This window comes from Sphingopyxis granuli NBRC 100800 (assembly GCF_001591045.1).
Classification (GTDB): domain Bacteria; phylum Pseudomonadota; class Alphaproteobacteria; order Sphingomonadales; family Sphingomonadaceae; genus Sphingopyxis; species Sphingopyxis granuli.
In genome coordinates this window covers 20,647-32,234 of sequence record NZ_BCUA01000042.1, presented here as the reverse complement: position 1 = coordinate 32,234, position 11,588 = coordinate 20,647, and the positions used below count along the sequence as shown (strand labels likewise).

Annotated in this window: 9 protein-coding genes; 3 read left to right on the top strand and 6 right to left on the bottom strand. The window is 68.7% G+C overall.

The genetic code is table 11. The features are described from left to right. Positions 1-134: 134 nt before the first annotated feature. Positions 135-1,640 (bottom strand): glucose-6-phosphate isomerase, encoded by a 1,506-nt coding sequence (gene pgi / locus SGR02S_RS11355; RefSeq protein WP_067109525.1) that lies wholly within the window; start codon positions 1,638-1,640, stop codon positions 135-137. Between the two features lie 207 nt (positions 1,641-1,847). Here pgi and lepB point away from each other — a divergent pair, with 207 nt between their 5' ends. From lepB to era, 3 genes are read left to right on the top strand one after another with little or no spacing between them, the layout of a single operon-like run. Further along, the gene (lepB, locus tag SGR02S_RS11350; RefSeq protein WP_067109538.1) at positions 1,848-2,666 is read left to right on the top strand and encodes a signal peptidase I; all 819 of its coding nucleotides are present in this window, start codon (positions 1,848-1,850) and stop codon (positions 2,664-2,666) included. Continuing rightward, positions 2,663-3,346, top strand: a complete 684-nt coding sequence (gene rnc, locus SGR02S_RS11345) for a ribonuclease III (protein WP_067109522.1) — start codon at positions 2,663-2,665, stop codon at positions 3,344-3,346. Before lepB ends, rnc begins: the two co-directional genes overlap by 4 nt. Further along, the gene (gene era / locus SGR02S_RS11340) at positions 3,343-4,236 is read left to right on the top strand and encodes a GTPase Era (RefSeq protein WP_067109519.1); all 894 of its coding nucleotides are present in this window, start codon (positions 3,343-3,345) and stop codon (positions 4,234-4,236) included. The genes rnc and era overlap by 4 nt, the downstream gene beginning before the upstream one ends. A 156-nt stretch (positions 4,237-4,392) precedes the next feature. Here the strand turns inward: era and topA are convergent, their stop codons facing one another. The 5 genes from topA to plsY form a co-directional block, all read right to left on the bottom strand. Beyond that, positions 4,393-6,936 carry a type I DNA topoisomerase gene (gene topA, locus SGR02S_RS11335; protein ID WP_067109516.1) on the bottom strand — a complete coding sequence of 848 codons (2,544 nt, stop codon included), beginning with the start codon at positions 6,934-6,936 and terminating at the stop codon, positions 4,393-4,395. Positions 6,937-7,106: 170 nt separating this feature from the next. Beyond that, a complete protein-coding gene (locus SGR02S_RS11330; RefSeq protein WP_067109512.1) occupies positions 7,107-8,099 on the bottom strand; it encodes a hypothetical protein in 993 nt (330 codons plus the stop codon). 101 nt (positions 8,100-8,200) lie between these two features. Continuing rightward, on the bottom strand, positions 8,201-9,757 hold the full coding sequence (locus SGR02S_RS11325; RefSeq protein ID WP_255211454.1) for a VWA domain-containing protein: 1,557 nt from the start codon (positions 9,755-9,757) through the stop codon (positions 8,201-8,203). An 85-nt stretch (positions 9,758-9,842) separates the two neighbouring features. Next, on the bottom strand, positions 9,843-10,925 hold the full coding sequence (gene dprA, locus SGR02S_RS11320) for a DNA-processing protein DprA (RefSeq protein ID WP_067109509.1): 1,083 nt from the start codon (positions 10,923-10,925) through the stop codon (positions 9,843-9,845). Beyond that, positions 10,922-11,542 (bottom strand): glycerol-3-phosphate 1-O-acyltransferase PlsY, encoded by a 621-nt coding sequence (gene plsY, locus SGR02S_RS11315; RefSeq protein WP_067109506.1) that lies wholly within the window; start codon positions 11,540-11,542, stop codon positions 10,922-10,924. Before plsY ends, dprA begins: the two co-directional genes overlap by 4 nt. Between the last annotated feature and the right edge of the window lie 46 nt (positions 11,543-11,588).

The window sequence follows — 11,588 nt, the reverse complement described above, 5'->3', positions numbered from 1 at the left end:
GGCTTTCGCCGGGGATCACCAGCATCATTGTCTCAAGGGCATAAACGCCGACTAGATCCCGGGGGAGTCATCTACAGCGGTATACGCAACTCCGGATTGCCGCGTCGCCATGCTCCTCGCAATGACCCTATGGGTTATTCCCCCAGCGCCGCCTGCATCAGCGCCTGCGTCGCGGGATCGAAGGCAACCGTCCCCTCGGCCAGACCCTTCGCCATTTCCTTGCCCAGTTCGACCCCGAACTGGTCGAACGGGTTGATGCCGAGCAGCACCGCGTTGGCGAAGACGCGATGCTCGTAGAAGGCGATGAGCGCGCCCAGCTGATGCGGCGTGACCTGTTCGAGCAGGATCGTCGCCGAGGGCCGGTTGCCCGGATAGGCGCGCGCGCCGTCGTCGCTCGCACGCCCGGCCATCAGCGCCGCCCCCTGCGCGATGCAGTTGGCGACGAGCGTTTCGTGGTGCGCGGCGTCGAGCAGATCGTCGGCCTCGCGCGCGACGACGAATTCGACCGGAACCAGATGCGTGCCCTGATGGAGCAGCTGGAACACCGCATGCTGGGCATCGGTGCCGACGCCGCCCCATGTGATCGCGGCGCTCGCGCGGCCCAGCGGCTCGCCGTCCAGCGTGACGCCCTTGCCGTTCGATTCCATTTCGAGCTGCTGCAGATAAGAGGGAAGCAGCCGCAGCCGCTCGTCATAGGCGAAGACCGCGCGCGTCTGGCAGCCGAGGCGGTTGGCATAGAGCTGGTCGGCAAAGGCGGCGAGCAGGCAGATGTTGTCGGCACCCTCGGCCAGCCGGAAATGCCGGTCCATCTCCGCCGCGCCTTCGAGCAATTCGGCGAAGGCGTCCCAGCCGAGCGCGAGCGCCGCCGGAAAGCCGATCGACGACCACAGCGAATAGCGCCCGCCGATCGTCTCGCTGAACGGCAGGATGCGCGTTTCGTCGATCCCCCATTCCATCGCCTTGTCGGGATTGGCGGTCAGCGCGACGAAGCGTCCGCTGGGGTCCTCGACCCCGCCCTCCTCCAGCCATTGCAGCGCCGACGCGGCGTTGAGCAGCGTCTCGGTCGTCGTGAAGGTCTTCGATGCGACCGCGACCAGCGTATATTCGGGGTCGAATTTCGCGAAGGCCTCGCTCAGCGCCGCGCCGTCGACGTTCGAGACGACGGTGACGTCATAGCGCCGGTCGTGCCGCCCGAGCGCGTCGACGAGCAGGTCGGGGCCGAGCGCCGAACCGCCGATGCCGATGTGCAGCAGGTGGCGGATTTCACCGAACGCCCCCGCCTCGATCGCGTCGACCAGCATGCGCATCCGCTGGTGGAGCGCCTGCGCGCGATGCACCGAATCGGGGGCGCCATCACCGCGCTCGGCGCTGTGCTCGGCGGCGCGCTCCTCGGTGGGGTTGACGATGCCGCCCGAAAACAGCGTCTTGCGCCGCCCCGCGAAATCCTGCGCCTCGGCCAGCCGCGACAGGATGGCGACCGCCGCATCGTCGAGGTGCGTCTTGGCGAGATCGAAGCGGATGTCGGCGACGCGGCGGACGAGCGCCTGAAGCCGCGCATCGGGATCGGCGGCGACAAGCTCGGCGAGCGGACGGGGCTGCCAGTCGGCGAGGGCCTGCCAGGCTTCGGTGGCGGTGATCATCGGATGTCCTCTTGGTTTCCGCTCGATGCGAACGGGATCGGGATGTGGCTTTCTCCATAAGCCAGCGGCGGTGCCCATGCCAGCGTCGTCCGCCGATATTCGCTTGACCTTCGCGTCCATTCGTCGCCAATGCGCGGCATGACCGACGCCAGCGCAACCGCCAGAAATTCCGCCGCCCCGACTCCCGCGCCCCCGGCCCCCGCTCCGATGTCCGCAAAGGAGGAGGCGGTCGACACCATCCGCTTCCTCGCGCTGCTCGCGGTCGCGGTGCTGATCTTCCGCAGCTTCTTTCTGTCGCCCTTCAACATTCCGTCGGAATCGATGCAGCCGCGGCTGCTGATCGGCGATTACCTGCTCGTCAACAAGATGGCCTATGGCTATTCGAAATACAGCCTGCCGTTCAGCGTGCCGCTGATCCCCGGCCGCATCTTTCCGCGCACCCCCGAACGCGGCGACGTCGTCGTGTTCAAGGCGCCGCCGGTGGGCGACAACGACTATATCAAGCGCGTCATCGGCCTGCCCGGCGACACGGTGCAGGTGAAGGACGGCGCCGTCTGGTTGAACGGCCGGCCGCTGAAGCGCGAGCCGATGCCCGATTTCGTCATTCCGGTGACGCAGAACATGATCGACGCCTCGCGCGCGATGGGCACCCTGCCCTGCTATTCGCCCGAGTTCGAGGAGACCGCCGCCGACGGCGGGCGCCAGTGCCGCTACAAGCAGTTCCGCGAGACGATGCCGAACGGCAAAAGCTATCCGATCCTCGACATCACGACGATCCAGCAGGACAATACGCCGCCGGTCACGGTGCCGGCCGGGCATCTGTTCCTGATGGGCGACAATCGCGACCGCAGCGCCGACAGCCGCTTCCCGGCGGTGGAGAATGAGGGGATCGGCCTGGTTCCCGAAGAGAATCTGGTCGGCCACGCGCTGGTCGGCATGTTCTCGACCGACGGCTCGGCGAGCTGGCTCAACCCGATCAGCTGGTTCACCGCCGCGCGGTGGAGCCGCATCGGGGACGGCTTTTGAGCGAAGGCGCGTCCGCCGAAACCATCGCCGCGATCACCGGCGCGCCGCCCGGCGACCTTGGCCTCTATCACCGCGCGCTGACCCATGGCAGCAGCGGCGCGGGCGATTATCAGCGGCTCGAATTCCTGGGCGACCGGGTGCTGGGGCTGGTGATCGCATCCGAGCTGTTCCGCCGGTTTCCGAAGGCGAGCGAGGGCGAGCTTTCGTCGCGCCTGCATGCGCTGGCGTCGGGCGAAACCTGCGCGCGCATCGCGCAGCGGCTCGACCTCAACGCACATGTCCGCTTCGGCGCGCAGGCGATCAGCGACGGCGGGCGGCAGAGCGACAATGTCGCCGCCGACGTGCTCGAAGCGCTGATCGGCGCGCTGTGGCTCGACCAGGGCGAGGCGGCGGCACGCGCCTTCATCGTCCGCGAATGGGGCGCGATGATCGAGGGGCAGACCTCGGCGCCCAAGCATCCCAAGGCGGCGCTCCAGGAATGGGCGCTCGCCCGCAAGCGCCGTCCGCCCGAATATCGCCTCGTCCGCCGCGAAGGCCCCGACCATGCGCCGCGCTTTCGCGTCGCGGTCGCGGTCGGCAAGCTCGCCGAGGCCGAAGGCGAAGGCGCATCGAAGCAGGCGGCCGAAAAGGCCGCGGCGGCCGCTCTGCTCGACCGGCTGACACAGGAAGAGAAACAATGACCCAACGCTGCGGCTTCGTGGCCGTTGTCGGCGCCCCCAATGCGGGCAAGTCGACCCTCGTCAATGCGCTCGTCGGCCAGAAGGTCGCGATCGTCAGCCCCAAGGCGCAGACGACGCGCACCCGGCTGATGGGCGTCGCGATGGCGGGCGACACGCAGATCGTGCTGATCGACACCCCCGGCATCTTCGCGCCGACGCGCCGGCTCGACCGCGCGATGGTCGCCGCCGCGTGGGGCAGCCTGGAGGAGGCGGAGGCGATCCTCGTCATCGTCGATGCCGCGGCAAAGCTGAGCGGCCGCGTCGAGCGCGTGCTGGAAGGCGTCGCGGGGCGGCCCGAGAAAAAGTTTCTCGTCCTCAACAAGGTCGACCTGACGCGCAAGGACAAGCTGCTGACGATCGCGACCGAGCTGAATGCGAAGCTGCCCTTCGACGAAACCTTCTTCATCGCCGCGAGCAGCGGCGACGGCGTCGCCGATCTCAAGGCGCATCTGGCTTCGCTGATGCCCGAGGGACCGTGGCATTTCCCCGAAGACGAGGTGAGCGACGCGCCCGAGCGCATGCTCGCGGCCGAGATCACGCGCGAGCAGCTCTATCGCCAGCTTCACGAGGAACTCCCCTATCAGTCGACGGTCGAGACCGAGCTGTTCAAGACGCGCCCCGACGGCAGCGCCGAAATCCACCAGCAGATTTTCGTCGCGCGCGATAACCAGCGCGCGATCGTCCTCGGCAAGGGGGGCAGCCGGATCAAGGAAATCGGCGCGAAGGCGCGCGCCGAACTCGCCGAGCTGATGGGGCGCAAGGTCCACCTGTTCCTGCACGTGAAAGTGAAGGAGAATTGGGACGAGGACCGCGGCGTCTATCGCGACATGGGGCTCGACTGGGTCGATTGATCCTGCCCTGAAGTCGCCTGGACTATCCTTGCCTTCGTTCGTGCTGACCCCGGATCAAGTCCGGGGGAAGCACCGCTCTTCCTTTGCGGCGCCTGAAAGAAAGAACGGCCCTTCGACAAGCTCAGGGCGAACGGGGTTGGGTTAAGGCGCGGAACTCTATTCCTTCGCCTTCTTCTTCGCCGGGGCCTTCTTCGCGGGCGCCTTTTTCTTCGGCGCGGCTTTCTTCTTCCCCTTGGCCGGTCCCTTCGCGGCGCGCGCGTCGATCAGCGCGACCGCTTCCTCGGCGGTCAGCGCGTCGGGTTCGACCGTCTTGGGCAGCGTTGCGTTGGTCGTGCCGTCGGTGACATAGGGGCCGAAACGCCCCGCCATCAGCTTCATCTCACCGCCGCTCGTCGGGTGCGGGCCGAAGGTCTTGAGCGGCTCTGCCTTGCCGCGCGCGCCGCGGCCGCCGCCGTTCGCCGCGTCGGCGATGCGCGCCACCGCGGCGTTCATGCCGATCTCGAAGATTTCGGCGGTGCCGGTCAACTTCGCATATTTGCCGTCATGGAGCAGATAGGGACCATAGCGCCCCAGCCCCGCGACGATCGGCTTGCCGCTTTCGGGATGCATGCCCACCTCGCGCGGCAGGCTGAGCAGCCGCAACGCATAGTCGAGGTCGAAATCCTCGGCAGGGATATCCTTCGGGATCGACGAACGCTTCGCCTCCTTGCCCTCGCCGAGCTGGATATAGGGGCCGAAGCGGCCGCTGCGCTTCGTCACCTCGAGCCCGCTGTCGGGGTCGGTTCCCATCGCCTCGGGACCGCTGTCGGCGCCATTGTCCGCCCCGCCCGGCTGCGCGAACTTGCGGGTATATTTGCAGTCGGGATAGTTGCTGCACGCGATGAACGGCCCGAAACGCCCGCCGCGCAGCGCGAGCCGGCCGGTGCCGCAATTGGGACAAAGCCGGGGATCGCTGCCGTCGCCCTTGTCGGGGAAGAGATAGGCGCCGAGGAATTCGTCGAGCGCCGCGGTGATTTCCGACGGTTTCTGTTCCATCACCTCGCCGGTGCGCGGCTTGAAATCGCGCCAGAAGCGGTCGAGCACCGCCTGCCACTGCGCCCGGCCGCCCGACACGTCGTCGAGTTCTTCCTCAAGCCCGGCAGTGAAATCATAGCCGACGTAGCGCGCGAAGAAGCGTTCGAGAAACGCCGTCAGCAGCCGCCCGCTTTCCTCGGGGATGAAGCGGTTCTTCTCGATGCGCACATAGGCGCGGTCCTTGAGCACCTGGAGGATCGAGGCATAGGTCGAGGGTCGCCCGATGCCGAGTTCCTCCATCTTCTTGACGAGGCTCGCCTCGGAATAGCGCGGCGGCGGCTGCGTCTCGTGGCTCTCGACCTCGACGCCGGTCTTCGCCGGCGCATCGCCCTTGCCCATCGCGGGGAGCAGGCGGCCGTCCTCATCGTCGCTGTTATCGTCGCGCCCCTCGTCATAAAGGGCGAGGAAGCCAGGGAATTTCACCACCTGCCCCGTCGCGCGCAGCATCGTCTTGCCGGTGCCGTCCGACAGGTCGACGCTGGTGCGTTCGAGCCGCGCCGACGCCATCTGGCTGGCCAGCGCGCGCTTCCAGATCAGTTCGTAGAGCCGCGCATGGTCGCCGCCGCCGACGCGGTCCCTGCCGAAATCGGTCGGCCGGATCGCTTCATGCGCCTCCTGCGCGTTCTTCGCCTTGGTCTGATACTGCCGCGGCTTGTCGGGGACGTAGCCGCCGTCGTAGCGGTCGGCGATCGCGCGGCGCGCGGCGCTGATCGCGCTGCCGTCCATCTGGACGCCGTCGGTCCGCATATAGGTGATCGCGCCGTCCTCGTAGAGGTCCTGCGCGACGCGCATCGTGTGGCTGGCGGAAAAGCCGAGCTTGCGCGCCGCCTCCTGCTGGAGCGTCGAGGTGGTGAAAGGCGGCGGCGGGTTGCGGGTGAGCGGCTTGGTCTCGACCGCGTCGACAGTGAAATGGCCCGCCTTCACATCGGCCTCGGCGGCGCGCGCATCGGCTTCGGTGGTGATCGACAGCCGCTCGATCTTGTCGCCGCGCCAGCGCGCGAGGCGCGCCCTGAACGGCGTGCCGCCCATTTCGAACAGCCCGGTCACCGACCAATATTGCTGCGTGACGAACGCCTCGATCTCGCGCTCGCGCTCGACCACCAGCCGCAGCGCGACCGACTGGACACGGCCAGCCGACTTGGCGCCGGGCAGCTTGCGCCACAGCACCGGAGACAGGGTGAAACCGACCAGATAGTCGAGCGCGCGCCGCGCGCGATAGGCATCGATCAAATCGGTGTCGAGGTCGCGCGGATGCGCCATCGCATCGGTCACCGCCTGCTTGGTGATCGCGTTGAAGGTGACGCGTTCGACCGCCTGCGGCAGCGCCTTTTTGCTGCGCAGCAATTCCTGCACATGCCAGCTGATCGCCTCGCCCTCGCGATCAGGGTCGGTCGCGAGGATCAGGCGGTCGGCCTGCTTCGCCGCGTCCTGAATCTCCTTCAGCCGCTTCGCCTTGTCGGGATAGAGCTGCCACTGCATCGCGAAGCCGTCGTCCGGATCGACCGAGCCGTCCTTGGGCGGCAGGTCGCGGACATGGCCGTAGGATGCGAGCACCTTGAAATCACGGCCGAGATATTTCTCGATCGTCTTCGCCTTGGCAGGCGATTCGACAATTACCAATTGCATTGAAAATCCGTTCGCTGGGAACCCTTACACGTGTGCGCGAGGGTTGCGGAGCGCTTGGCCCTTCGTCAAGAGGGATTTGGCGCAACCGTCGTCGCCCGCGAAGATGGGACCGCTCGCGGTGTCGCACAAGGCTGCCGGCGGTCCCCGCCTTAGCGGGGCGACGGTGGGGATCAGCGCAAGGCGCCCAGCCGCCCGATCAGCATCTCGCTCGCCAGGCTTGCTGCCTTGGCCGCACCCTCTTCATAGGCGCCTGGCTTTGCCGCGAATTCGAACTTGCGCGTCTTGCCGAAGCGCAGGCCGCCCAGCCCGGCGACCGCCGCGAGGCCGCCCGCGACGTTGGCGCCCGATTGCAGCGCCTTGTCCGCGCCGCTGGTCGCATCGTCCTTTTCGATGAAATCGCCCTCGACCGCGACCGGGGCCTTGACGGTGATGACCGACTGCTTGCCGCTCGGCGCGATCAGCGTCAGGCGCGAATAGTCGGCCGCGACCGACAGGCCGCTGTTGACCTGGATGCCGCCGAAGCTGAAGGCGCCGGGACGCTTCTGGTTCGAAAAGTCGATCAGATAGACGACGTCGATCACGCCGACCCCCGCCTGTTTCGCATAGTTGGCGAAGGCCATGCCGGTCTGGCCCGCGGCCATGTTGATGCCGATGCTGCTCATCCCCGACCCCAGGAAGTCGCCGGGGATCATCAGCAGCGACGGCAAATCACTGGGCTTGAAATAGGTCGCCTTGCCCTTGCTGCCCTTTTCGAGCGCGATGTTGATGTCGAGCGGCACGTCCTGCGACTTGCTCTTGCCGAGCGCCGCGTGACCGAACAGGTCGGCGGGCGTCTGGACGGTATAGCCGCTCGCCTGAAGTCGGGAGACGAAATCGGCATAGGCCGCATCGGTGATCGTCTGCATCATCGCCGGCGTCACGCCGACCAGTTCGCTCTTTGCCTTGGTGGTGCCGCCGAAGGCGCCCATCAGGCCGCCGCTCGCCTGCGTCTGGTCGATCGATTCGAAGATGAAGCCGACGTTGAACGCGCCGATCGCGACGCTACCGACGCCCTTCGCATTGGCGGGTCCCGAAATCTTGACCGGTTCCTGGTCCCTGGCGATGGCGGCGGCAGGCTGAGCCAGCAGCGCCGCGACGGCAAGCGCCGACAACAATTTCCTCATGGGTCGTTCCTCCGCACCCCGCGACCGCCCGGCGGTGCGAGATGTTCGCGAAGCAACCCACGATCCCGCGCATCCGCCAGATGCGAGGGCGTGTCAATCGCTTACTGATTGTCCCACCGGAAGCCCGCGGGCAGGCGGCATTTGCCGGCGTCGTAATCGCCGACGCTGCGGATCACCTCGCTGCGTTCGGGCTCGATGCGGCGGCCGCTGATCTGGCTGTCGATCACGCGGCGGACGAGCGCGTCGAGCCGGGTGACGAGATAGCAGTCGATCGCCGGCGGCGCATGCGGATTGCCGACGCCGCTGTCATCGGTCAGGAACAGATAGCGCGACTGGGTCGCCGCGGCCATCGCGCGCATCGCATATTCAGCCTTGTCGGCGACGCCCGACGCGGCGACCGGGGTGATGTGGATCCGCTTCGCGCGCGCGGCTTCCGCCGCCTGCCACGTCCGCCCGAAGCGATCGTCATGCGGCGGCGCGTCGGCGACGAGCAGCAGCGACTTCACCGCATCGGGGCGCCAGTCCTGCCCGACCGCGCGGATCAGCGCCTGGTCCATCGCTTCGGGATAATCGCCGCCGCCGCTCGCATATTGCTGCGCGAGCCGCCCCTGCGCCGCGCCGATGTCGCGGTCGAAGGCAAAGCTGCGGGTGACATAATCGTCGCCCTCGTCGCGATAGAAGACGAAGCCGACACGGATATCGAGGTCGCGATGCCTGGCGGTGATCGCGGCGATGATCGAACGCAGTTCGGCCTGCAGATACCGGATCTCATCGCCCATGCTGCCCGTGGTGTCGACGACGAGCATCAGGTCGAGCTTCGTCGCCTTCGCCGCCGTCCGGTCCGCAGTAAGGCCGACGAGCTGGCCGCCGGCCGCCGCCGACACCAGCACCGGGCGCGCGTCGGCGATCGCCCGGCCCGCCTGGCGTGCGGACACGGTGATCCGCTCGCTCAGCCGGTCGAGGCCGGGAAAGAAGACCGCGCTGCCGTCGGCCTGCGTCGCCATGGTGATGCTGTTGCCGTCGCTGCATGTCACGACGACGTCGGCGAAGGGAATCGGCTGGCCGTTGCGGTCGGCGACCCGGACCGTCACCACGCGCATCGTGTCGACGCGCGGCAGGGCGCGCACCTCCTGCCCCAGGTCGCTGCGATTGACATAGGCGGCGTAGAGTTCGGGATTGAGCAGGTCGTCATGCTCGCCCGCGGTCAGGATGCCCGACTGGGGCTGCGGCTGCGGCCAGGGCCGCGGCGATGGCGGGTAGCGGGAGGCGTCGGGCGATCCGGGTGCCGCGCTCTCGGCAGTTCGCGACGCATCGCCCGCAGCGCGCGCACCCGTTACCGCGACCGCGTCCGCCGCCATGGGCGCCATCGCCGGCGGCGGTGGCGGAGAGGGCGGCGGGGGAGGAGGAGCTGGTGGCGGCGGTGGCTCGGCCGACATCGCACGGTCGCGTCCGGAGCCGCCACGGGATTTGAGCGCGCGGTCGGGCCGCTGTTGCCCCGCCCCGGTCTCCGCAGGCAGGCGCGGGAGCGGGTCGGCGGTGCGGCAAAAACCCTGCTGCCCCGTCACGGGCTTCGCGGCGGCACTCGCCGCCGGAAGCGGTGCCGGCCCGGCGGCGAGCAGCCCCGCCATCGTTGCGCCCGTCAGCAAGCGACTCCGCATCGTCCCTCTCCCCACCATGTGATACAATATCATCAACCTGTCGGCGGAGCGCTGAACCATGGCTTAACGGCCGGGATCACCGGTCTCAGGCGACGCTGACCCGGGCGCCGGCGTGGCGTTCCAGCCGGCCCGCCAGTTCGAGTTCGAGTAGCACGAGCTGCACCGCCGCCGCCGGGCGGCCCGACTGGCGCACCAGTTCGTCGATGGCGACCGGGGTGGCGCCGAGCAGGCTGGCGATGGCGCCGCGGTCGCCCTCCGCCACCTGCGGTCCGGTCGATGCGACATCGCGGAGCCGCGGGGCCGCGCGCGTCATGCGGGCGTCGATCGGCCCGAGCGCCTCGACCACATCGTCGGCATTCTGGACCAGCGTCGCGCCTTCGCGGATCAGCAGGTTGCACCCTTGCGCACGCGGATCGAGCGGCGAGCCGGGAACGGCCATCACTTCGCGTCCATAGTCGCCGGCGCGGCGCGCGGTGATCAGCGAGCCCGACCGGGGCGCCGCCTCGATCACCACCGTTCCCTGCGCCAGCCCGGCGATGATCCGGTTGCGCGCCGGAAAGTGGCGCGCGAGCGGCTCGGTACCCGGCGGCTGTTCGGTAATCAGCAGATGGTCGGCTGCGATCCGGTCCTGCAAGGCGGCATTCTCGGTCGGGAAGGCGATGTCGATACCGCTCGCGATCACCGCCGCGGTCGCGCCGCCCAGCGCGCCGACATGCGCCGCGGTGTCGACCCCGCGCGCCAGCCCGCTGACCACGGTGACACCGCGCGCCGCAAGATCGGCGGCGAGCTGGCGCGCGAAGCGGCAGGCCGCGGCGGAGGCGTTGCGCGCACCGACGATCGCGACGCAGGGACGATGGAGCATCGCGCCGTCGCCACGCACGATCAGCACCGGCGGCGCGCTTTCCACCTCGCGAAGCAAGGACGAATAATCGGCTTCGTCGCTGAAGACATGGCGCGCACCGAGCGTCGAAACGCGGGCGATCTCGTGCTCGGCGACTTCGGCCGGGGCGATGCGCGGCTTGCCGCCGCCGCGCAGCGCGAGGTCGGGGAGCGCCGCAAGTGCGGCTTCGCCCGACCCGAAGCGCTGCATCAGCTGGTGCCAGCTCACCGGGCCGACGTGCGGCGTGCGGATCAGCCGCAGCCGCGCCAGCCGTTCGGCATCGGTCACGCGGCCGCGTCCGGATCGGGCGCGCCCTTCCCCGCCCCGATGCGGGGTTCGGTCCCGGCGCGCAGCCGGGCGATATTCTCACGATGCCGCCACAGCAGGATCGCCGCCAGCCCGGCCAGCCCGGCGGCATAGACCGGATAGCCGAGGACAAGCGCCGCGACGGGCGCCGCGACCGCCCCCGCCATGCCGCCGAGCGAAGAGATGCGGAGCAACAGCACGGCGCCGAGCCAGAAGACGGCGAAGACGAGCCCGATCGGCCAGGCAAGCGCGAGCGCCACGCCGAGCAGCGTCGCCACCCCCTTGCCGCCGCGGAAGCGCAGCCAGACGGGGTAGCAATGACCGATCATCGCCGCGGCGCCCGCGATCATCGCGCCATGATCGCCGAGCCCGGGCACGAAATGGCGTGCGAGCAGCACCGCGACCGCGCCCTTCGCGCCGTCGAGCAGCAGCGTCGCCGCCGCAAGTCCCTTGCGCCCGGTCCGCAGCACGTTGGTGGCGCCGATGTTGCCCGACCCGATCCGCCGAAGGTCGCCCGCGCCGAACATGCGCGTCAGCAGGACGCCGAAGGGGATGGAGCCGAGCAGGTAGCCGGCGGCGATCAGCAGATAGACGGTCATCTCGGTCCCCCAATATTCTCCGGTCGCACTGTGCAGCCAATACGTC

Excerpts from the sequence above, each read along its gene's own strand:
- pgi (WP_067109525.1), bottom strand. The coding sequence starts at position 1,640 with ATGATCACCGCCACCGAAGCCTGGCAGGCCCTCGCCGACTGGCAGCCC.
- plsY (WP_067109506.1), bottom strand. The coding sequence starts at position 11,542 with ATGACCGTCTATCTGCTGATCGCCGCCGGCTACCTGCTCGGCTCCATC.
- era (WP_067109519.1), top strand. The coding sequence starts at position 3,343 with ATGACCCAACGCTGCGGCTTCGTGGCCGTTGTCGGCGCCCCCAATGCG.
- SGR02S_RS11325 (WP_255211454.1), bottom strand. The coding sequence starts at position 9,757 with ATGCGGAGTCGCTTGCTGACGGGCGCAACGATGGCGGGGCTGCTCGCC.
- SGR02S_RS11330 (WP_067109512.1), bottom strand. The coding sequence starts at position 8,099 with ATGAGGAAATTGTTGTCGGCGCTTGCCGTCGCGGCGCTGCTGGCTCAG.
- lepB (WP_067109538.1), top strand. The coding sequence starts at position 1,848 with ATGTCCGCAAAGGAGGAGGCGGTCGACACCATCCGCTTCCTCGCGCTG.
- topA (WP_067109516.1), bottom strand. The coding sequence starts at position 6,936 with ATGCAATTGGTAATTGTCGAATCGCCTGCCAAGGCGAAGACGATCGAG.